This is a genomic window from Nostoc sp. (assembly GCF_036918245.1).
Taxonomy (GTDB): domain Bacteria; phylum Cyanobacteriota; class Cyanobacteriia; order Cyanobacteriales; family Nostocaceae; genus Nostoc.
On record NZ_JBALEF010000025.1, the window covers coordinates 19,570 to 41,847 of the forward strand.

General features: G+C 41.4%; 21 protein-coding genes and 1 pseudogene. 10 read left to right on the top strand and 12 right to left on the bottom strand.

All coding sequences use genetic code 11. From position 1 onward, the window contains the following. Positions 1 to 62: 62 nt before the first annotated feature. Both V7L12_RS05680 and V7L12_RS33115 read right to left on the bottom strand, forming a co-directional pair. Complete coding sequence (locus V7L12_RS05680; RefSeq protein ID WP_335082860.1) at positions 63 to 680, bottom strand: Uma2 family endonuclease; 618 nt, start codon at positions 678 to 680, stop codon at positions 63 to 65. Between the two features lie 247 nt (positions 681 to 927). Then, entirely contained in the window at positions 928 to 1,122 is a 195-nt protein-coding gene (locus tag V7L12_RS33115) for a YgiT-type zinc finger protein (protein ID WP_442947870.1), read from the bottom strand. 214 nt (positions 1,123 to 1,336) lie between these two features. Here V7L12_RS33115 and V7L12_RS05685 point away from each other — a divergent pair, with 214 nt between their 5' ends. From V7L12_RS05685 to V7L12_RS05695, 3 genes are read left to right on the top strand one after another with little or no spacing between them, the layout of a single operon-like run. Next, a complete protein-coding gene (locus V7L12_RS05685) occupies positions 1,337 to 1,630 on the top strand; it encodes a DUF433 domain-containing protein (protein ID WP_335082862.1) in 294 nt (97 codons plus the stop codon). Then, positions 1,624 to 1,917 (top strand): DUF433 domain-containing protein, encoded by a 294-nt coding sequence (locus tag V7L12_RS05690; RefSeq protein ID WP_335082864.1) that lies wholly within the window; start codon positions 1,624 to 1,626, stop codon positions 1,915 to 1,917. The genes V7L12_RS05685 and V7L12_RS05690 overlap by 7 nt, the downstream gene beginning before the upstream one ends. Then, positions 1,914 to 2,285 carry a DUF5615 family PIN-like protein gene (locus V7L12_RS05695; RefSeq protein WP_335082866.1) on the top strand — a complete coding sequence of 124 codons (372 nt, stop codon included), beginning with the start codon at positions 1,914 to 1,916 and terminating at the stop codon, positions 2,283 to 2,285. The genes V7L12_RS05690 and V7L12_RS05695 overlap by 4 nt, the downstream gene beginning before the upstream one ends. A 393-nt stretch (positions 2,286 to 2,678) precedes the next feature. On the opposite strand, the gene V7L12_RS05700 is transcribed toward V7L12_RS05695, so the two are convergent. The 3 genes from V7L12_RS05700 to typA all read right to left on the bottom strand — a co-directional run bounded on the left by V7L12_RS05700 (position 2,679) and on the right by typA (position 6,257). Further along, complete coding sequence (locus V7L12_RS05700; RefSeq protein ID WP_335082868.1) at positions 2,679 to 3,785, bottom strand: GUN4 domain-containing protein; 1,107 nt, start codon at positions 3,783 to 3,785, stop codon at positions 2,679 to 2,681. Positions 3,786 to 3,887: 102 nt separating this feature from the next. Then, entirely contained in the window at positions 3,888 to 4,271 is a 384-nt protein-coding gene (locus V7L12_RS05705; protein ID WP_335082870.1) for a hypothetical protein, read from the bottom strand. Positions 4,272 to 4,466: 195 nt separating this feature from the next. Beyond that, entirely contained in the window at positions 4,467 to 6,257 is a 1,791-nt protein-coding gene (gene typA / locus V7L12_RS05710; protein ID WP_335082873.1) for a translational GTPase TypA, read from the bottom strand. Positions 6,258 to 6,851: 594 nt separating this feature from the next. On the opposite strand from typA, the gene V7L12_RS05715 reads away from it, so the two are divergent. The 3 genes from V7L12_RS05715 (at position 6,852) to V7L12_RS05725 (ending at position 11,069) form a co-directional block, all read left to right on the top strand. Continuing rightward, entirely contained in the window at positions 6,852 to 8,222 is a 1,371-nt protein-coding gene (locus V7L12_RS05715) for a serine/threonine-protein kinase (RefSeq protein WP_335082875.1), read from the top strand. 68 nt (positions 8,223 to 8,290) lie between these two features. Next, complete coding sequence (locus V7L12_RS05720) at positions 8,291 to 9,754, top strand: ABC transporter substrate-binding protein (RefSeq protein WP_335082877.1); 1,464 nt, start codon at positions 8,291 to 8,293, stop codon at positions 9,752 to 9,754. Positions 9,755 to 10,016: 262 nt separating this feature from the next. Beyond that, complete coding sequence (locus V7L12_RS05725; RefSeq protein ID WP_335082879.1) at positions 10,017 to 11,069, top strand: hemerythrin domain-containing protein; 1,053 nt, start codon at positions 10,017 to 10,019, stop codon at positions 11,067 to 11,069. Between the two features lie 81 nt (positions 11,070 to 11,150). Here V7L12_RS05725 and V7L12_RS05730 read toward each other — a convergent pair whose 3' ends face one another. The 5 genes from V7L12_RS05730 to V7L12_RS05750 all read right to left on the bottom strand — a co-directional run bounded on the left by V7L12_RS05730 (position 11,151) and on the right by V7L12_RS05750 (position 16,225). Next, positions 11,151 to 12,335, bottom strand: coding sequence for a M20 family metallopeptidase (locus V7L12_RS05730; protein ID WP_335082896.1), 1,185 nt, complete (start codon positions 12,333 to 12,335; stop codon positions 11,151 to 11,153). Between the two features lie 208 nt (positions 12,336 to 12,543). After that, positions 12,544 to 13,107 carry a pentapeptide repeat-containing protein gene (locus tag V7L12_RS05735; RefSeq protein ID WP_104909691.1) on the bottom strand — a complete coding sequence of 188 codons (564 nt, stop codon included), beginning with the start codon at positions 13,105 to 13,107 and terminating at the stop codon, positions 12,544 to 12,546. Between the two features lie 480 nt (positions 13,108 to 13,587). Beyond that, complete coding sequence (locus V7L12_RS05740; protein ID WP_335082881.1) at positions 13,588 to 15,348, bottom strand: serine/threonine protein kinase; 1,761 nt, start codon at positions 15,346 to 15,348, stop codon at positions 13,588 to 13,590. A 243-nt stretch (positions 15,349 to 15,591) separates the two neighbouring features. After that, on the bottom strand, positions 15,592 to 15,780 hold the full coding sequence (rpsU, locus tag V7L12_RS05745; protein ID WP_012407716.1) for a 30S ribosomal protein S21: 189 nt from the start codon (positions 15,778 to 15,780) through the stop codon (positions 15,592 to 15,594). Between the two features lie 118 nt (positions 15,781 to 15,898). Beyond that, positions 15,899 to 16,225, bottom strand: a complete 327-nt coding sequence (locus tag V7L12_RS05750) for an RNA recognition motif domain-containing protein (RefSeq protein ID WP_190732485.1) — start codon at positions 16,223 to 16,225, stop codon at positions 15,899 to 15,901. Positions 16,226 to 17,170: 945 nt separating this feature from the next. Between V7L12_RS05750 and V7L12_RS05755 the strand changes: the two genes are divergently transcribed. Then, complete coding sequence (locus V7L12_RS05755; protein ID WP_335082883.1) at positions 17,171 to 17,401, top strand: AbrB/MazE/SpoVT family DNA-binding domain-containing protein; 231 nt, start codon at positions 17,171 to 17,173, stop codon at positions 17,399 to 17,401. Between the two features lie 106 nt (positions 17,402 to 17,507). Beyond that, positions 17,508 to 17,552: pseudogene (locus V7L12_RS33120) on the top strand (hypothetical protein); the annotation flags it as partial. Positions 17,553 to 17,573: 21 nt separating this feature from the next. On the opposite strand, the gene V7L12_RS05760 reads toward V7L12_RS33120, so the two are convergent. Further along, positions 17,574 to 18,668, bottom strand: coding sequence for a hybrid sensor histidine kinase/response regulator (locus V7L12_RS05760; RefSeq protein WP_335082885.1), 1,095 nt, complete (start codon positions 18,666 to 18,668; stop codon positions 17,574 to 17,576). A 517-nt stretch (positions 18,669 to 19,185) separates the two neighbouring features. On the opposite strand from V7L12_RS05760, the gene V7L12_RS05765 reads away from it, so the two are divergent. Beyond that, complete coding sequence (locus V7L12_RS05765; protein ID WP_335082887.1) at positions 19,186 to 19,905, top strand: response regulator transcription factor; 720 nt, start codon at positions 19,186 to 19,188, stop codon at positions 19,903 to 19,905. A gap of 186 nt (positions 19,906 to 20,091) precedes the next feature. Beyond that, on the top strand, positions 20,092 to 21,780 hold the full coding sequence (locus V7L12_RS05770; RefSeq protein WP_335082889.1) for an NAD(P)H-quinone oxidoreductase subunit 4: 1,689 nt from the start codon (positions 20,092 to 20,094) through the stop codon (positions 21,778 to 21,780). Positions 21,781 to 21,890: 110 nt separating this feature from the next. On the opposite strand, the gene V7L12_RS05775 is transcribed toward V7L12_RS05770, so the two are convergent. Next, positions 21,891 to 22,130: a hypothetical protein gene (locus V7L12_RS05775; protein WP_335082891.1), complete on the bottom strand. Its 240-nt coding sequence runs from the start codon at positions 22,128 to 22,130 to the stop codon at positions 21,891 to 21,893. Positions 22,131 to 22,278: the final 148 nt, after the last annotated feature.

A 22,278-nucleotide genomic window follows, 5' to 3' on the forward strand; every position in this document is an offset into this window, starting at 1 on the left:
GCGATCGCTTTCTGTAAGAATCCCTGCTGACTAGCGATGTCTACGAAAAGCTCGCCTACGCATTAAATTTCTCGACGAAATGCTCTAATAGCTTCTCCAGCATCAGTCTCAGCCATCAAAATGTAGCGTCTTAGTAAATCCAAATTCAGGTCATTGAGTCCGGGCAGTTGGCTGCGATCGACGCATTCATAGCTGCCGTCATGCAGATGATAGAGCGTTAACAGCCCATCTTCCCAAAACCAGACTTCCAGTACTCCCAGAGCTTTATAGCGCTCTAACTTGCTGATACCACCACTGGTAAAAACGACTTCGATGGACAAATCTGGAATCGGTTTAGCGCTGCCAATACAGTAAGAATCGTCTGCTTGAACCGAGACAACCCCTTCTTTTTCCTGGGTTATTGATCGGGTTGGCTGAAAGAAAATGCCTTTTTCGACGAGAAAGGTTGTCACTAAATAACCGATGATACTTGCAAAAATTTCATGTTCGCGTCCCGGCATGAGAATCTCGATTGTATCGTCATAGTAAAACAGTCGCACACCTGGAGAACCGTCAAAACCCTTTTGGATGAACTTGAACTGTTCCCACGTCCCATAATGGACAATGCGTTGGTCGGTAGTTCGGTCGAGTAGTGGGGGCATCGCGTTCACCTCTAGCAATCCCTGCCTGAATTGTGACATACTCTTTGCCAGCATGACTATGCATAGGCTTTAAAAATAATTGATTTGTTTTCAATCGCTCCTTGATGATTTGCTGCATTGCGTAGGCGTAGCCCGTCGTAGATATCGCTTTATGTGAAAATATGCCAAGGAGGAATTGCACTGTAAATCTATGCTGCTAATTGGCGATCGCTTTCTGTAAGAATGCCTACTGGCTAGCGATCTGCCTCTACCAATAACTTAACTATCTAACGTTACGCGGCGTTGATTATGCTGATTCTAGATAAGTGACCGGAATTTGTTCGGTTCTTTCAGGGAGTTTCGCTCCAGTTGCAACAGCATGAACCGCATGAAGAATATCGGCAGAATAGTACCGATTGCCACAGGTATCACAAACACCTATCGTCACATCTTCGAGGATGACAAATCCATCTCTATGTTTAAATGCCTCGCGCTTGACAATTCAAGGTTGAACAGTTCCTTCGCAATACTCGCATCTATATCCATATATACGGTTAGCCTTGAGCTTCAGTGACTTCATAAACAGTGATAATCAAATAACGTCCGTTGCTTGCGAAACGCCCAACAATCCCAACAGGCGTTTGTTGATCTAATTTTGTAAGAGCCAGGACTGCTATGTATTATGAAATTATAAAACGGAGGTGGAAGATTCATTGATGCAGTTAGTCAGTCGGGAGCATATTGAAATCTCTTCTAATGTGCAGAGTGGGAAGCCCCGCATTGTCGGTACTCGCATTGCTGTAGAAGATGTGGCAGTGATGCATTTAAAGTTAGGATATTCCTTGGTAGAGATTGCTAGTAAGTATGACCTGTCACTGGCATCTGTTTACGCAGCAATGGCTTATTACTTTGATCACCGAGACGAGATTGCTCGCTGTACAGCAGAAGAGGATGAGTTAGTTGAAGTGCTAAAGCAAAATCATTCTTTTAGAGTGGAAAAAACATGGTAGCAATAGTTGATATTGGAACCCTAATTGTGAGGACACCTCAAGTTGCTGGAGGTCGCTCTTGCATTGCTGGTACGCGCATGACTGTTCAAAACCTTGTGATGGATTCTCAAGCAGGCTTATCTCCTCAAGATATTGTCACAGAATATCCACATTTATCCCTAGCACAAGTTTATGCGGCGCTTGCCTATTACTATGCTAATCAGGAAGCAATGGATAGAGAAATTGCTTTATATCAAGCAGAATGTAACGCTCTGGAAACGCAGTGGATGTCAGGTAATTGTGCGTGAGTCAAATCTGCTTCTATTTAGATGAAGATGCTGGCAAGAAATCTCTAGCTAATGGCTTACGCAATGCTGGGATTGATGTAATGACAACGGCTGAGGCAGATAGATTAGCATCATCTGATGATAGCCAATTAATCTGGGCAACGGAACAGAGGCGCGTTATTTATAGTTTCAATGTTGGTAATTTTTGTCGATTGCATAAAGCTTATCTCGAACAGCAACAAAAGCATTCAGGTATTGTACTTGCTGCCAAGCAAAGTTATTCAATCGGAGAACAGTTGCGAGGCTTGTTGAAGTTAATAGAAAGTGTAGAAGCCGAGGATATGGCAAATCAATTAGTGTTTCTAAGAAAATATATTGAAAATTTTTAACCTGCGATCGCTTTGTGTGAAAATATGCAAAGGAGCGATCGCACTGTAAATCTCTGCTATGGTTTTGCGATCGCAGTTTCACGAATAGTCATGGGAATAATCCTTTTTCAGTCCTCTTCATTTTTACTCAAGGATTTGACTAAATGCACGGCAAGGGCGATCGCTTTCTGTAAGAATGCCTACTGGTTAGCGATCACGCTTGGCTTACGCCGTTATAGAATTGATGTTACGTACTCAAAACGATCAAGTCCAATTAGCGTTTATTCCGGAAACACAGCGAGTACTGTTTACCCCAGATGCAGATTTTTTGATTATTGAAAGTTGCTTTTATAACTAATTAAAAAAAGGAAGATTTTTAAAGAAAGGTTTTCGTACAGAATCAACTGAAAAAAATTATATACGCCCAACAATGACTTCTAATATTTCAAAATCAATATCACATCGCTCTGATTTCTCTGAGTTTAGCATTAAACATATTGGAAGATGTCCAGATGGTGCTGTCCGAGAGTAGTGAATATCAGAGTAGTATACCCAATCTCCTTCTTTCCGCCAGCCAACTTCATCACCAAATTTTTCTTGTATTTCCTCACTATTATAAGTGGTATCAGAACCGCCTCCAAGGCGTTTCCAAATGCGTTTTTGAACGCTAAATCCAAACCGCCCATTGCTATACTTTAACCAGAGTTTATTTATATTATTTAAATCTTTTCTTGGAAGAACTTTTATATGTTCTGAGCAAAAATAATCTGTAAGGTAAGTTCTGTATAGTGAAGTTTCTGGTAACTCTTTATGAGATATCACATAGATTATCTTAGCTGTTTCTAAATCAGCCTCTTTCCATTTCCTAGCTTGAAGTAATTCATCTAGTTTTTGATAATACCCCGATACTACTTCAGTAAAATCCTTAGAAGAAGTATGACTATAAGCTGTAGCACTAGTAACAACTTCTCTTGCTACTTCAGTTTCATCATTAGTTTTTTTAGTGTTAGTACTAAAAGATTTTTTCCACATAAAAAGCTTTTTTCTAACCTTGGGCTTTTTACGGGCTTCTTCTGCTAATTCAGTTGCAATTTCTGTTTTTGCGTCTTCTTCACTATAACCCTGATTTTTTAGTTCAGTTATTAACTCACGGATTTCTTTAGCAATTTCTGAAAAATCTTGATTTATGTTAATAACATCTCCATATATCTCAATTTGATCGCCATTAATATTAATGTTTTCGTTGTAATTACCTTCTGTATAAATATTGCGAGGTTCATTTATATCATCATCTATTGAGCTTTCATCTAAACTATTTTGTTTATATCTAGCTCTTGAAATATATAAATAGAAACCTAATCCAAATATTAGTACGGCTAGTAGTCCAAAAAAAATAGCAAAAATCATCTGATAATTTGCTAATATATAATCAATGGCTTTTTTTGATAAATTAAGAATGGTTAAATATACAGCTCTAACTAAAGCTATGCTAAACAAACCGTATATTACCTTTTCTACCAACGAAAGCCGATTGATCAGAAGATAGAACTCTCTGAATATTTGCTTTATTGGAATATTTCATATTTCAAATCTGTGCTTTATGGCATAGGAATAATTGACAATTTAAAATGGCAGAGGAATGCCTAATGAAGCAAACACTAATTTAATTACATCTAGCGTAGCTTCTCCTATGACAGCACTTGCTGCAGCATCACGTATAGATTGCCCTAATTTAACAAGTTTACCTTTAGCTTTGGGGTTATTTTTAACTTCATTTGCCCAATCTTTAGCTACCTTCTGTTGAGCATCTTGGTGATTATAGCCCTGATTTGCTAGCTGCCGTAATAACTCTTGTATTTGTGTAGCAGCTTGAGGTAAATCCTGACTTATATTTATATAATTACCGTGTACTTGTAAATAATCACCTTCAATAGAAATAGATTTGTTAAAGTTACCACCAGCCCCTAAATATATATTGTAAGTATTATTGTGATTTGCATTGCTCATATAAAAAACCTTTAGCTAGTATGTTTGCGAATCGAATTTACTGACTCGCTCTAAATGGATTAATTTATTTATAGTAGCGTATAGTACTACATTTAACTACTACAAGATTACCAAACGAAAAAAGCCTGCTGACGCAGGCTTTGTTTTATGATGTTATTAAATGAGTGGGTGAGCAAGAAAAGCCACCGCTATGAATTACCGTTTTGCCAACTTTTTCGACATCTTCCGCAGACGAATCGATTGGGGTGTAACTTCCACCAATTCATCGGGGCCAATATATTCCAAAGCACGTTCTAGGCTCATGTCTATCGGTGCTTGCAATTGAACCAATTCATCGCCACCAGCAGCCCGGTGGTTGGTTAACTGCTTGGTCTTACAGATATTCAATTCCAAATCTTGGGAACGATTGTGTTCTCCCACGATCATGCCTCTGTAAACCTTTGTGCCCGGAACAATAAAGAATGCTCCTCTATCTTCAGCGTTCCTCATGGCGTAGAAGGTAGAAACACCCTCTTCAAAGGAGATTAAAACGCCTTTGTTACGGGCTTCAATGTCGCCACTGAGTTGACGGTAGTCTAAGAAGCTGTGGTTCATGATGCCTTCACCACGAGTCATCCGCATGAATTCACCCCGGAAACCAATCAATCCACGGGCGGGAATGACAAACTCTAGCTGGGTGCGATCGCCACTACCTGGTTGCATATCTTGCATTTCGCCTTTGCGTTGTCCCAGGCGTTCAATACAGCTACCCACACCATCAGCAGGAATGTCTAACACCAAGAGTTCGTAAGGTTCGCAAGGTTGACCGTTGATTTCGCGGTAAATTACCTGTGGCTGAGATACCTGAAACTCGAAGCCTTCCCGGCGCATGGTTTCAATTAAGATACCCAGGTGGAGTTCTCCACGACCGGAAACGAGGAATTTATCGGGAGAATCGGTTTCTTCGACACGCAAAGCAACGTTGGTTTCTAGTTCGCGGAATAGGCGATCGCGTATTTGTCTTGATGTTACCAACTTGCCTTCTTGACCAGCAAAGGGTGAATCATTCACCCAGAAGGCCATTTGCAAGGTTGGTTCATCCACTTTAATTAGTGGTAAAGCTTGCGGTTCATTGGGGTCAGTAATCGTTTCCCCAATATAAGCATCAGCGAAACCAGCCACCGCGACAATATAACCTGCGGTTGCTTCTTCCATCTCTACGCGCTTCAGTCCATCAAAGCCCATCAACTTGGTAATTTTACCCTTGACAATGGTACCATCTTCTGTTACCAAAGCTGCTTGCTGTCCTGAGCGGATAGTACCGTTGTGAATTCTGCCAATGACAATCCGTCCCAGATATTCAGAATAATCTAGGGTTGTGACTTGCAATTGCAGAGGCTTATTGCTGTCGCCTACTGGTGGTGGAACGTGTTGCAGAATCGCGTTAAACAGAGGTTGCATATCTACCGATTCTGCTTCCAAGCTTTCTTTGGCGAAACCTGCCATACCGGAGGCAAACAGATAGGTAAAATCACACTGGTCTTCATCTGCCCCTAATTCCAAGAACAGATCCAATACTTTATCAACAGCAACGTGGGGGTCAGTTTGACCACGATCAATTTTGTTGATGATAACGATGGGGCGCAGCCCTTTTTCTAAAGCTTTTTTGAGGACAAAGCGTGTTTGGGGCATGGGGCCTTCATTGGCATCGACAATCAGAAGACATCCGTCAACCATGCCGAGTACGCGTTCAACTTCGCCACCAAAGTCAGCGTGTCCAGGAGTATCAACAATATTAATTAGTGTTTCTTTGTAGCGAACCGCCGTATTTTTGGACAGGATAGTAATACCCCGTTCCCGTTCTAGGGCGTTGGAGTCCATAACGCAATCCGGAACGTCTTCGCCTTCGCGGAAAATGCCGGATTGTTTGAGGAGTGCGTCAACCAGCGTGGTTTTGCCGTGGTCAACGTGGGCGATAATGGCGACGTTGCGAATTGGGAGCGTCATAGAAGCTTTTGGTGAACTCTAGAGGGGGTTTATAAGATTTACATTTGAATGCTAGGCTGTTTTAACAGAATTGGGGATGATCGGCAAATTCTGTAAAGAACCTTTAATAATTCTAGCGTAATCGTCACAATTGCGGGAAGTTTTGTAAACCTCACAATGGAGATGTGTAGTAATTACGGCGTTGGTGGGATAAAAAAAAGCTTCTGTGGCAAACAGGTGTTAACTGAAAGACTGTATTACTTTTGATAATTGCGGTTGATTCGCACAGAGGAATTTAGTCATTGAAATGCTTTGGTGGAAAGTGCAATCTTTGTCCAATAGAGATGAAGTTGCTGGCTGCTAAAAGTCAGGTTATTTCTTGTTTGGGATCAATAGAGAAGCGATCGCCAAGCCTGGTTTTTATTGATTAGAATGGGGTGGGTATCTCTACAAAAATATTCAACTTACACGGAATTATCACAATGTAGAGCTACGTCAATTGTTTAGGAGAGTAAGAAGCGATTGTCATTATCTATGTAGAGACTTTACAATCTAACGCCTCTAGGGAATTTAAGGTATATTCTAAAAACTAAATAAAATGACAGCGATAATTATATGGTCTGCTGCCTAAATCCTAATTGTGAGAATCCCCAAAATCCTGACGCGGCAAATTTCTGCCTCAGTTGTGGCACAGAGTTGGTATCGCTATTGAGAAATCGTTACCGAATCATCACGCCATTAGGGAGAGGAGGGTTTGCACGCACATATATCGCAGAAGATATAGACAAGCTCAATGAACGATGTGTTGTTAAGCAGCTGGTTCTAAGTCAATTTTATGCCAGTCAGGGTAGTCAGGCACATAAAAAAGCGACTGAGTTGTTTGAACGAGAAGCCAAACGTCTCAAAGAACTAGGAGAACATCTCCAAATTCCCAATTTGTATGCATATTTTAAGGAAGCTGAATATCTGTATTTAGTGCAGCAGTTTATCGAAGGGCAAAATCTGTTGCAAGAATTAAAACAGCAGGGAATTTTTGATGAAGCCAAGATTCGAGATTTTTTAAGTGATTTATTATCTGTACTGGTAGACATACATAAACAGCAAGTCATTCATCGGGATATTAAACCAGAAAATATTATTCGCCGTCAAAATGATAGGAAATTAGTACTAATTGATTTTGGGGTAGCAAAGCAAAGGACGGAACCTACAAACACTACAATAGGAACAATTATTGGTTCATTAGGTTATGCACCAATTGAGCAAATGCAAACTGGTAAAGTTTTTCTATCTAGTGATATATACAGTTTAGGAATAACTTGCTTTCAGTTGCTGACTAATATCTCTCCTTCGAGTTTGTGGATGAAACAAGGCTATGGTTGGGCTTCTAATTGGCGGCAGTATTTAACGCAACCCATAAGTCAGGAATTAGAGATGATTATTGATAAGTCTCTACAAGAAAATCACGAACAGCGTTATCAATCTGCACAGGCTGTCTTACAAGACTTGAAGAAGTTGCCACCGCTAAAGTATACATTAACTCCTACAGTTATTCCACCTACTCTGCCATCAAGATCGCAACCACAAAATCAACATAAATCAACTCGATATCTACCACAATTCTCTAACAGTAGATTATTGTCTGGAGCAATAATAGCTGGATCGGGTAGTTCCTTTTTAGCGATCGCACTTATAAGTTTCCTCGGAACTACTTGGATTAGCTCTGGATTGTGGTTGCTAATTTTAGGAGGATTAGTCTTTATTCAATCTCGCCCACTTCTGGAAAAAGCTTATTTAATTGTTATTGCAATCATCGCAAACTTACTCGTTGTCTTTATTCTCAGAAATCTCCTAACTAATAATCTTCTCAAAGCTGGTTTAAATGGACTGTTGCTTGTAGGATTGCTAGTTATTCTGGCAGGCTTATTGACAGTTATTATTGTCGGTGTGTCTGAAATAATCAACAAACTGATTTCTAAATATCTTTAGTTTTTTGTTTTTGCTCAATTGTCATAAATCTCTTTCAGATAATTTTTTTAAAATCTTGGTAATTATTCATGACAAATAAAAAAGAAAACTTGAGACTGCTTATTTCTCTTGGTCTTGCTGGGGTAATGGTAGCAGCTATTTTATGGTTAATTAGCAAAGTTTCTACTACTATCATAACAACATCATCAAACCCCACACAAACTTCATCTTCATTTACAAATAAGCCTTCACTAATGAATTTGGGTACAAGGATTTTAGTGAAAGTGCAAACATCCCCGGAAAAAACAGATGGAGTTAAAGCTTTTGCTGAGAAAGATTTCAGTACTGCCGTTAAAAAATTTACTGATTCTCTGAGAAATAATCGCAATGATCCAGAAACTTTAATTTATTTAAACAATGCCAAAATAGCACGAGATAATTCGTCAGCTATAAAAGTTGCGATCGTCGCACCAATTAACTTTGATCCTAGTTTAGCAGAAGAGATTTTACGCGGTGTAGCTCAAGCTCAAAATGAAGTTAATAATCAAGGAGGAATTAATGGTAAAAAATTGCAAATTGTCATTGCAAGTGCTGATAATAGAGAAGATTCTGCCCGACTAGATAATGAATTAGTTGAAGATAAAAGCCTTGTAGCTGCGGTAGGTGTTAGACGTAAAGCAGAAATATATAAGGATAAACGTTTGGTTTTAGTCTTGCCTGTCGAGCTACCAAATCAAGCAGAAAATCCAGAAAAATTAGATAATAATACAGTAAATAGTCAGTCTAATAGTTCCACAAGTAACTACTTGTTTCATGTAAATCCGCTATATGAGAATTTAGTAGATACTCATTCTCGCTACATTGCTCGACAAGCAAGAAATGTTGCTATTTGTGGCGATGTTCGTAGTTCAAGAGATAATTCAACCTCTTCATCAAATCAGATACTTGTAGAACAGTACACTCAAGCTATCAAAAAATATGGCAGTAACGTTATTAGTACGCCTTGCAATTTAGCAGATAAGAATTTTGATCCTAAAGCTTTTGTGGATAAAGCCATAGAAACAGAAAATGCAAGTGGCTTTTTACTAATGCCTTCAATCAGAAATATATATTTTGCCACCAAAGTAGCACAAGAGGTTAAAGGTAGAAAGCCACTGTTTGCTTCTGAAACTATGTACAGTGCTACAACTTTACAAAATGGCAAGGATCTCGAAGGAATGGTTTTACCTGTATATTGGCATCGTGATGCTAATAAAAATAACCCCTTTGCGAAAAATGCCTTTCAGCTTTGGAATGCACAAGTAAATCAGAGAACGGCGGGAGCTTATGATGCGCTGCAAGCAATTATTACTGGCTTAAAACAAGACAGTACCCGCGAAGGATTACAAAGCGTATTGTCTAATCCCAATTTTTCAACATCTGGAGCAACCGGAATGATTCAGTTTTCACCTTCCGGTGAGCGTCAAGGAGAAGCTTTGCTTGTCAAAATTGAGCGTTGTGAGTCTTGTTCTAGTGGAACTGGTTACAATTTTGCCCTCTTGAATAAGAAGTAGTTTTTTTAATTTAATTTTCATTCCAAAGATATAGGTTGCTTTCAAATAGGTAATCTATTCAACTTGAATGTTATCCTTAACTACTTGATTTGATTGCAATCAAAAATTGATGCGATCGCTCCAATTTTTCTGTAACGAAAAGTTTTGTTTATCTACCCAGAGTTGTGAGAGCGATCGCTCAAAAGAAAGATGGAATCTCTCTAACCTCTGTGTCAAGGTTATATCAGTAAGAATTACGAACACTTTGCCGAGGAGAACACGGATGGTAGCTACATTAGATGATACGAAACGCAATGCAATTGCTGTAAAACTTGCAACTCTTAAAGCTCTCCAACAGTTGGCGCTCGAAAAGGAACAATCGCTTTTGACACAAGGGCTTGATGCTGAAATTGCCGATCGCATCCGAAATTTTATCAATGACGATCAAAAAAATCTTGGTATTTTAGAAACCGTAATTGGTCAGTATGGGATTCAAGCTGAACCCAAAAAAAATATCACACAATTCATTGAAAAAGCTCGCGAAATGTTCAAAAGCTCTGAGTTGAGCCTCTATGAAAAAGTCTCTCAGCATGAATTGCTAAAACATCAATTAGTAATGAGTGGCTTAATAGTTCACAAAGCTGCTCAAAAAGTTGGTGCTGATGTGTTGCTAGCGATCGCACCTTTGAATACGATTAACTTTGAGAATCGCGCTCACCAAGAGCAACTCAAAGGCATTCTGGAGATTCTGGGTGTCCGCGAACTCACTGGACAAGATGCAGACCAAGGAATTTGGGCACGTGTTCAAGACGCTATGGCCGCAGTCAGTGGTGTAGTAGGTAGTGCTGTTACCCAAAACAGCGACAAAAAGGATCTAAATATCCAAGATGTCATCCGCCTCGATCACAACAAGGTAAATACCCTGTTCACCGAACTACTACAAAGCAACGATCCACAAAAGATCCAAGAGTACTTCGGTCAAATTTACAAGGATTTAACTGCCCACTCTGAAGCTGAAGAGGAAGTAGTCTATCCAAGAGTACGTCCTTTCTACGGTCAAGATAACACCCAAGAACTGTTTGATGAACAAGCTCATGCGAAGCAGGCGTTAGAGGAAATTAAGGCTATTAGCCCATCTTCACCTCAATTCAAAGAGAAAGTCAAACAGTTGATGACCGCTATTGGCGATCATATTCGTCAAGAAGAAAGCACAATGTTTGCTGCCATTCGCAACAACTTAAGCACTGAGCAAACTGAACAACTGGCTACTGAGTTCAAAGCCGCTAAGACCCGAATTCAAGAGAAATTGGGCATTGTTAGCGGATCGAATGTGTAGGATGCTTTTGGGCTTTCTATATCCGCTAAAAAAAGTTAGTTAAACAAAAACTCCCAGCAGATAAACGCTGGGAGTTTTTATTTACAAAGTTTGCTGACAGTATTTATAAGCGGCATAAGCCATAGTTACAACGCCGGTGATAATGGCAGATTCATCGACTTCAAATTGGGGATGGTGTAATGGGTGGTTAATGACTCTTTCTTTGTAGCCTACACCCAAGCGAAACATGGAACCAGGGACGTGTTCCAAATAAATAGAAAAATCTTCAGATCCAAGGGAGGGTTCGGGTAAAACTTGAACGCGATCGCTACTCCAAGCTTCTTCGGCGGCTGATTGTAACAATTGCGTCAAGGTATAATCATTTTGGACGCTGGGTACACCCTGGCGATAATTAACTTGATACTTTGCTCCATAGGTATGGCAAACATTAGATACAATGTTTTCAATCCAGCTTGGGAGATGGGCACGGGTTTCGGGATGGAGCGATCGCACAGTTCCCAATAACTGCACTTTATCGGCAATTACATTCGGCGCTCTGCCACCATTAAATTTCCCTATGCTCAAGACTAGAGGACGCAAAGGATTCTGCGTCCGGCTGATGGCTTGTTGCAGTGCAGTAATCACTTGGCAAGCAATCCAAATCGCATCAATCGCCTCATGGGGACGCGCCCCGTGCCCAGATTCTCCCATAATCAGAATCTCTAAATCATCAGCAGCGGCTGTCAAAGCCCCGTAACGCACGCCAATAGATCCTGCGGGTATAGAAGGGAAAACATGAACCCCTAATAAAGCTGAGACGTTTTCCATCGCTCCATCTTTCACCATCCAGCTTGCCCCTTGAGCAATTTCCTCGGCTGGCTGAAATAAAAACCGCACTTTGCCACCTAATTCCTGTGCCACTTGGGATAGCACCATTGCCGTTCCCAACCCTACTGTGGTGTGGACATCGTGACCGCAAGCGTGCATAATACCATCTGCACGAGAGGCATATTCTAAATTAGTACCCTCTTGAATTGGCAAGGCATCCATATCAGTGCGAATTGCCAATAAACGGTCATTTTGGCCAGTGCCTTGAAGTTCTCCAATTACGCCCGTTTTACCAACTCCCTCTTGCACTTGCAGCCCACTAGAAGACAAAACACCAGCTACGAAGGCTGCTGTTTGGTACTCCTGACCGCTGAGTTCTGGGTGAGAGTGGATATGGCGGCGAATTTCAATTAAGCGGGGCGCTAGTTTTGCTGCTAAGTCTTTAATACGGGTAAGCATCGATTTAATTAATCTATAGGCTTTTTTCCCATGATAAAGAAATGTTAACAAACAAAATGCTCTTTGCCATACAAGGATAGTTGAGAACAAGCAGGGAGCAAGGGAGACAAGGGGGAATTATTGAACAAGTCTCTCCCTTATCTCCCCCCTCTTCCTTGTGTATCTTGTCTCTTCTCAATGCCCAATGCCCAATGCCCAATGCCCCAGTTTATTTTGAGTAGCAGGTTGTGGCTAAAGTATTTTCGGGTTTGTACTCGTTACATTCTCTGGGATTTTGACGCTCTAACGACCAGCCATAAGGTTTGTCGGAGGTGACAACACCATTATTTAAAGTTGTTAGTCGGTAGTTAGCCCCCCGAAAATTAGTAAATTGCAATTTGGCATCTTTTAAGTTTGCTGCTTCTAAATTGGTACTGATGAAGCCGGCAAAAGACAGATCGGCATTTTCCAGGGATGCTGATTTTAAATTTGCTCCTGTTAAAGAAGCACCACTGAGATTCGCCGAATTTAGAATCGCACCTTCTAAATTTGCACCTGTGAGATCGGCATTCGTGAGATTAGCTTGAGATAATGTAGCGCCGCTCAAGTCAGCCCCTCGCAAATTTGCTCCAGTTAGATTCAGCCTAGTTAGGTCAGCGCCACTCAAATTACACCGAGGACAGGCACTTGTTGCCTTTAACTGATCCAAGTCTAGCTGATTTAATGCAAGAGCCTGCTCTGCAAACCCTAAACAAGCTAACAGGGAGACGGTGGCAACAATCTTAAGTTTCATATTTTTTACTGATATTTACAAAAATGACAAGTTACGAACATCACGTACTGCCATCCTTACATATACCGCTTCTCTAAGGAAGTACAGGGATGAAGCATTGATTAAGAAGCTGTAAAAATACTATAAATTATAATAGTAAGACTACTCAAACGGAAATATAGGCTATAGAATCAAATCGTAAGGAACTATACCGAACCAATTATAGACTACCAAATATGTGATCCCCCTAGCTCGATAAAAAATACGACTAGGGGGATCTTGTTTTTAGGCATTGGGCATTGGGCACTTGTACTGAGCGAAGCCGAAGTATTGGGCATTGGGCATTGGGCACTTGTACTGAGCGAAGCCGAAGTATTGGGCATTGGGCATAAGAAGCAGAGGTGCAAAGGGGAAAGACTTACTGCTACTTCTCCTCTGCTCCCCTGCTCCCTCATCTTCCCTGCTCCCCTGCTCCCCTGTTCCCCTGCTCCCCTGCCTTTTTCATCGCCATCCTAAAAGGCGCAGTCCAGGGACAATTAGGTAGTAACTCACTCCTAACCAGAAGCTGATAAAGACGCCTACAGAGCCAAAAAAAGTCAGAGGCAAGTATAACTCTGACCAGGCTGGTTGACTAGTAAATTGGAAAATTGGAGGTGCTAACTTCAAAAGAATTAAAACTGCATAGGCGATCGCACTGCCAAAGGCCGCGAACACCGCGTATACTACATGATGGCTGCGAAGTCCTAAACTCAAGGTGAGTAGGCAAACTGCCACTAAAATCACTGCCACTAAGCCCTCGCCGCTATCTTTTGGGGTGATTAATTGCAAAATCAACCAGCCGAAGCCATAGCTAATCATGCCCATCAGGGAAGCCACTAAAAACCGCCGCCGTTGACCAAAACACCCAGATACTGTCAGCCCCCATGCGGTTCCCCAGCCTGCGGCGACGAACACCAAAATATCTGCACCGAAGACGGGTTGAGTGTTTGGCACTAATTGGTTTAGCTGACTCCCAATAAATTCCACTACCTGACGCCCCAAGCTGGTGCGATAGGCCAAAATAAAACCAGCGATCGCACCAAAACAAGCGCCAATACTACTCAGGATCATCGCCCAAATCGTCGCCAAACAAGCTCGGAAAATTTTGATGATTGTCAGAGCGATAAAAATAACGGTTTTGGTGACAGCTTGGCTAAAGTTAGCTAAAACTTGTTCAATAGCTTGTGTTATCAGTGTAAATCTCTGGGAAACTTGCGTTGAGGCTTGCTTAATCTTGTTTCGCAGTTGGGCAAATAACCCTGGTGGCGGTAATGGTTGAGAAATCTTCGCCAAACGTTTTTGAATTATAGCTGCATTTGCTGGACGCGATCGCACATCCTCCTGCACCATCTCATCTAGCAAATCTGCTAGTTGCGGATTGACATTCACTATAGTTCGCCAGCGTAATTTACCCGTTTGCTGATCTTCCAACTCTAGCGGGTATTTGCCTGTTAGTAGTTCAATCACCGTTCGACCAAGGGCATAAAAATCGGCACTTGGCCCAACAATACCTCCAGTCACTTGTTCTGGTGGACTGTAGCCAGAAGAAAATAATCGCGTGGAACTAGACTGAGAACGCAGCTTAGAGGCACTAAATTGTTTTGCCCCGCCAAAATCAATTAGTACCAGGCGATCGCCCTCTGCTTGCCCTGGAGACGGGGTTACAGATGGCAAAGAAGTGCCCAGCATTAAATTAGAAGGTTTGATATCCCGGTGAAGAATCTGACGTTTGTGTAATTCTTGTAAAATCTGCACAGCTTGGGCAAACCAGTTTAAAACCAAATTCTCTGGACAGCCTTGGGGAAACTTTTTTAATATCTCCTCTAAAGTCCGCCCATTGATTTTTTCCATTACCAGACAAGGCAGTTGGTGCGGTTTGGGATTAAACAGGTTTACGTTAAAATACCCATCGTCATCGACTGTGGGGACACCCGGATGCTGCAAGCTAGATAAAACTGCCGCTTCTTGGGTAAATAATTCCAGTGCCTTGGGCGAATCTTCTACCAATACTTTCAACACTTTCTCTGTTTGAGTTTTTTCATCCCAAACTGTGTAGATTTGAGCAAATCCTCCCGATCCCAAGGGCTGAAGTGGAACATAGCGGTCTAACAACTCTAGCGGTGCGCCACAGCTGTTGCAAAATTTGTTTCCCCAAGGCTGAGGATAAGGACGTTGACAATCAGGATTTATGCAGTGAACCGCACTCTGAGTGATGTGGGACACAACCGCTACAATACAAAGGCTGACTTGATTTTAGCGTTTCTTTAGGTTTCCTGATTTTAAAATAGACAAAAGGAAAACCCTCATAAAATTTATGAGGGCATTCGTTTATATTTACAACAGAATTCAAGGAAGGTGAAGTACACAACGATTTGTGTCAAAGCAAGATATAAAGCCTGTTTCACTTCTGAATTCTGAATTTTGAATTTTGAATTCTGACTTCTGAATTCTGCTGTATGTCAGCTCTTAATTGCGAAAACTTCTCTTACTTTGTCTGTGCTTGGCAACTTCTTTGCGCTTGCGTTTTTCTAAGGGTGTTTCAAAATGACGATGCTTTCTCATGTCTGGAAAAATTCCCGCCTTGGAAACTTCTCGTTTAAATCGTCGTAAGGCTGACTCAATGTGTTCATTGTCACCTACAATTACTTGGGTCATTATTTCTCCTACTAAGTTGACTTCATCAATGGCTATGCAGGCGGTAACATTACAAAAAAAAGACAGACTCTTGTTTGTCTGACCTTAAGACTCTTGGTAAGTTTTTTGTTTCCAAGATTTAGTAGCGTCCGCCGCGTCCACCGCCGCCGCCGCCATATCCTCCTCTGTTACCACCACCAAAGGAACCTCTATCACCTCTGTCTTCCTTGGGTTTAGCCTTATTAACTTTCAGGTCACGACCCATCCACTCAGCACCGTCGAGAGCTTCAATGGCAGCGGTTTCTTCAGCTTCAGTTCCCATTTCCACAAAGGCAAAGCCCCGTGGACGACCTGTTTCCCGGTCAGTAGGTACTTGAACGCGCTTTACAGTACCATATTCTGCAAAAATACCACTTAAATCTTCTTGTGTAACGTCATAAGAGAGGTTACCTACATAAATTGACATCGATTCTCTCCAAAATCATCACTGTGTAGAGATTTTAATTTCTCTCAGAAGTCTGTAAATACTAAAAGGAAAAAGCCTTTCAATACTAAAACCAAAGACATCACTGAATTAACTCTCATAAATCTAGGATGACATACGAGCCAACTCTTTGCACCCAGTAGATAGTTAACCAGTGACGCGATCGCTTAGGTGCGATCGCCCGCCCCCACATACCCTAAGTATAGTCCACCGCAAAAAGGGGTTGGAAATGGAAGAAGATAAACTCTGTAGGGTGATATAGAAAATCAGACATGCAGGGGCGCATCTTTAATATCCGAATTGAACGTTTGACTGCATTAACCATGAAGCATTACTTCAAAATTTTAATACGAAAGGCAAAGTCAGGCAACAAATATAAAACTATTGTGACTTGTACTCTTTTGGAGAACCCGCTATAAAACCAACTGTGATGCTTACGGCGGCAAGCTACGTGAGTCTTTTTCTTTGGCGCTAGCCTCTTTTTTTGGAAAAGGGGAGTAAGTGGCGTAATATCATGTTCGGTTAATTAACCCAAGTTGCAAGGTTAAATTGCCGAACATCACCGTTCCAAGCTGTTTCCAATTCAGCTTTGACAACTTGAGCGGCCCGATTGCCTAGTACCTGCAAACTTGCCTATAAGCCAAATAGAGAAAGTCCTTTATATCTCTTCATTTTTGCGGTTGGTTTAAAGCAATCGTCACACTCGGCTACTCTCCCTAGTGCCGAGTTATCTGCTGTGCTGGGAATGGGTGAATTTCAGCTCTAGCCTGCTTTGACCTGTGAGGGGCTGTGGTGCGGTCGTGTAGCAGTAGAGAATTTTGGTAGTGGCAGAGTGAGTTTATGGTGAGAAAGTGACTTTTTTCTCTATTACCCGGATAATAGAAATGTATATGGTATTAACGACGTTAACAGAGGGTATGCCTTATTATGCAAACCTTGAAACTTCGTAAAATTGGAAACACTTTGAGATTAGTCACTGTAAAGAGAAGATTTATTTTAATTGTGACAACTCCTCGTAATGCTCAAGCACGCCGTAATGTTCAAGCACGCCGTAATGTTCATGAAATATCTCGCAAATCTAAATTTGATAAGGCTATGGAAGCTTATAAGCAAGTAAGTAAACAGTATAGGAATGCGCTTCGTGAGTTAGCTAAGTGAATGATATTTTTTGGTTGAGTGAGGAAGTTATTTTAGCTATGCACGAAGAACAACTAGCTGAACACGGTGGTCTTCCTGGTACAATTCCAAACGTCCTGTAGGTTGGGAAGATAAAGAGCGTCCTGATATTGTTCCAGAAATTGATCGGTAATAATTTTTTGTCTGCCTACTTTTAGTTTTCGTCAGCTAAAGGTAGACGGATAGTAAATGTACTACCCTTGCCTGGTTCAGATGTCACATTGATTGTGCCTTGATGTGCTTTGATAATACAGCGAGATAAATATAGCCCCAAACCACTACCAGAACGTTGGTGTTTCCCTTGACGAAATCGCTCGAATAATATTGCCTGATCTGGTTTAGAAATTCCTGGTCCTGTATCTCGGATATCAATATTCACAGCTACCGGAGTCAGATAGCAGTGAATATCTACAGAACCTTTGTCTGTAAACTTGATGGCATTGCCGATGAGATTTGTCAAAACTCGCCGCAGTTCCAAGCGATCGCCCATAATGGTGCTTGCAGTTTCACCTCGATCAATGTTTACAGCTAATCCTTTTTCTTCAGCTAAAGGAGTTAATTCTTGGGAAACTTCACTAACTAATTCCTGAATATTGCAGGGAGAAATTTTTAAGGTTTTACAGCCCGCTTCATGACGATAAACTTCTAACAAGGTATTTACCATTTCCAGCAGGTCTTGATTGCTGCCGATCATGGTATCAATTATCTCTTGCAAATGTGGCGAAACATCGCAAAACCTGCCTTCTAGCAATAATTTTAATACACGGTTGGAGGCTACTAGCGGTATGCGTAAATCGTGAGTAAAACGCGAGACAAAATCTGCCCGGAGGTTCGCCATCTGATCTCGTTCGTCGATACTATGCTTGAGGCGCAGGAGCGATCGCACCCTTGCATGTAGTTCATCAGGATCGAATGGTTTGCGAATGAAGTCATCTGCACCAGCGTCGAGTCCTTCAACAACGCTAGACTCATAGTGAGCCGTGAGCAGCAGAATCGGGATAAATGGCAACGCCTGATTCTGTCGGATGCGTCGAGTAAATTCATAGCCATCTAGCTCCGGCATCATCACATCTAAGAGAATTATGTCTGGCGGTGACTCTTCAACCATAGCCAGAGCAATCTTACTATCTTCTACCAAGCTAATTTCATAGTCCTCATCTTCTAGGACTGCTTCTAAGACCAGTAGATTGTCAAAAACATCATCGACAACGAGAATTTTATCTTTTTTGACAGTTTTAGTTAAAGACATGGCTAAATAAAAAAGAAGTGCTTGGCTATCCCTAGCAAATCTAGTAATAGCTTACTTCACCAGCGCTGAGATTATTAAGTATTCACATTTTCCTTTAAAGTTTCCTGAATTAAATATCCTACTTTGTAAGCAATTATACTGCCATTTTATTAATCAGCGTATAAATTAATAGCTATAGCTATTTTTAGGTAAATAGACCACGCAGTAGGGGCACAGCAATGCTGTGCCCCTACGATAGATGTGGTTCAAATAAATATTGAGATGGCAAATGAAAAATTGTTTACCATAGAACATCGCTCATCAAGTTAATGTATAAAAATATTTTTTGATTGAATTATATTGTCATATCGGAACTCTTGCCTTATAAAAGCTTACGAGATAAGGTTATTTATGTCTAATGGTAGATGAATTTCAGGGAATAATACCAAACGTATTGCTTTTTGTATAAGATCCCGAATAGAAGAACGAGATTATTTTAATCTGTACTTTAGATAAATAACAGTAAAGTTAAGCAACTATGAGTGAAATCAAGATCCTTGTAATTGAAGATCACAACCTGACAAGAATCGGCTTGCGGTCTGCCTTACAAACTCAGCCAGAGTTTAACATTGTTGGTGAAGCAGCCAATGCAGCCGACGGCATCAAGCTTCTGAAAACTCTCAAGCCGGATGTTGCTACTATTGACATTGGTCTGCCTGACATGGATGGTATTGAGCTAACACGCACATTTAGGCAATATCAAGCAGAGAATGAGAACTATACAACAAAGCTGCTAATTTTAACGATGCAAAATAGCGAACAAGCAGTTTTAGCAGCATTTGCAGCAGGTGCAGATTCTTATTGCATGAAGGATATAGAAACTGAGAAACTAATAGAAGCTGTGCAAACGACTTATGCAGGTAGCTCATGGATCGATCCAGCGATCGCAGACCTTGTACTACAACAAATACGTCAAGATTTCCCCGATGGCAGCAGAGGCGCATCTGGAAAAAGAGTCTTAATTGAAGGTATTGACCCAGATACTGAGAAAAGTATAGTCAGCTATCCTTTAACTCATAGAGAGATGGATGTTTTAGAGTTGATTGTTGCTGGGTGTGACAATGCAGAAATTGCGAAAAGGCTCTATTTAACAGTCGGTACTGTCAAAACTCATGTTCGAGGTATTCTCAATAAACTCTGTGTTGCTGATCGGACACAAGCTGCTGTCCGTGCTTTGCGGGCGGGATTAGTACCGTGAGCAAGTAAGTAACCATCATCGACTGCGTACACAAGAACACTTAACAAATAAAAATATTTCTTCCCCAGTCTCCAGTCAATTGTTTTTCGGTCAAAGCGGTTAACTGGGACAAAGATTTATGAAGAAATTGTTACAAAGTTTAGTAGAATGACATAATTGACTAAATAAGTATTTTTATATACATACATGATAGCGGATCAATTTCCCTGGCTTACCGCGATTGTCTTACTGCCACTTGTTGCTTCCCTGGTCATCCCTGTGTTGCCTGATAAAGATGGTAAGCGCGTGCGGTGGTATGCACTGAGTGTAGGTATTGCAGATTTTGCATTAATGTGCTATGCCTTTTGGAAGCATTACGATGCCAGCAGTGCTAGTTTTCAAATGGTGGAAAATTATGCCTGGGTGCCTCAGTTAGGTTTTAACTGGGCGGTATCAGTCGATGGGCTTTCAGCGCCACTTGTGCTTTTAGCCGGATTTGTCACCACACTCTCGATATTTTCCGCTTGGCAAGTTGATCACCGACCTCGCCTCTTCTATTTTTTGATGCTAGTGCTGTATTCGGCACAGGTAGGGGTGTTTGTTGCTAAAGACTTGCTGCTATTTTTCATCATGTGGGAAGTCGAACTGATTCCCGTCTACCTACTAGTCTGCATTTGGGGTGGGCAAAGGCGTCGTTATGCAGCTACGAAATTTTTATTGTATACCGCAGCTGCTTCTATATTTATTTTAGTGGCAGCCCTGGCAATGGGGCTATATGGCGGCGGTAATATGACATTTGACATCACCGCTCTTGCCAGCAAGGAATATCCCCTTGGTCTACAACTGCTACTTTATGCAGGATTGTTGATTGCATTTGGTGTCAAGCTTGCTGTTTTCCCCATGCATACTTGGTTGCCTGATGCCCACGGCGAAGCATCATCTCCTGTATCGATGATTTTGGCTGGTGTATTGCTGAAGATGGGCGGATACGGACTGATTCGCCTGAATCTTGAGTTGCTTCCCGATGCACACATTTATTTTGCGCCGATTCTAGCCATTCTCGGTGTTGTCAACATTATCTATGGTGCATTGAACTCTTTTGCTCAGACCAATATGAAGCGGCGTTTGGCTTATTCGTCGATTTCTCACATGGGGTTTGTACTGCTTGGGATTGCGTCCTTCACTGATTTGGGAATCAACGGCGCGATGTTGCAGATGATCTCGCATGGTTTAATTGCATCAGTGCTGTTCTTCTTAGCAGGTGTTACTTACGATCGCACCCACACAATGGTAATGAAAGATATGGGCGGTATTGGTCAAGCCATGCCCAAAGTCTTTGCCCTGTTTACAATCGGAGCAATGGCATCTCTGGCACTTCCCGGTATGAGCGGCTTTGCTGGCGAACTCTCGGTATTTGTTGGGATGACAAGCAGTGACGTTTACAGTTCGACTTTCTGCACCGTAACAGTTTTTCTCGCCGCAGTTGGAGTTATCCTCACGCCGATTTATCTACTTTCTATGCTAAGAGAGGTATTTTATGGTCAGGGTGCAGCACTCATCTGCGACATTAATAATGCAGGCTTGGAAAATCAAGAAGATGAGGGAACAGTTTGTTTTGGTACAGACTGCTTAGTGCCAGAAGATGCAGTCTACGAGGATGCTAGACCTCGTGAGGTATTTATCGCTGCCTGTTTTCTGCTGATGATTATTGGTATTGGTTTCTATCCGAAGATGGCGATGCAGATGTACGATGTGAAGACCGTTGCAGTCAATGCTAATCTTCGCCAGTCTTATGCCATAGTCTCGCAAACCAATCCCCAGATTTATGCTAAAGGACTCTTGGTTCCGCAAATTTCAGAGGTTGAGGTAGCGCCCGTTTTGGGAACTTTGAAGTAAGCTTTTTGACCAATAGACTTATACTTCGATAACTTCTAGGTATATTTCTGAGGAAGAACAGAGGATTGATAGCCGATCGCTATGGATAGGCTATCAATGCCAAATCATTCTCAGGATGCCCAAGATGTTTTTTCTGGAAAAGCTCCTTTTTTCCAATTTTGCCAAACCTTTACTGCTGCTCGTTGAAAAAATGCCTGCGAGTTCTGCTCTGGGGTTTCTTGAAGTTCCTTAATTTCTCCACTCAATTTATCTATCCATAAAGAGCCGAGACGATCTTCATGTGGGCCAAAGCGGTAAGTAACGCCGATCTCATCCTCCTTTTCTTTTAGAATCAATACATAAAAAGCCATAACAGTTTAATGTGGTTTATAAAAATTGCAATACTTCAGTTTTAACTCATTTGAGGTAAGGATTCAGGTCTAATATTTAGGAAGCAGTGATGGCCGAGACAGATAATTATTAGAATTAGCCAGCAGTGCTTGTGCAAAAAAGTCAATC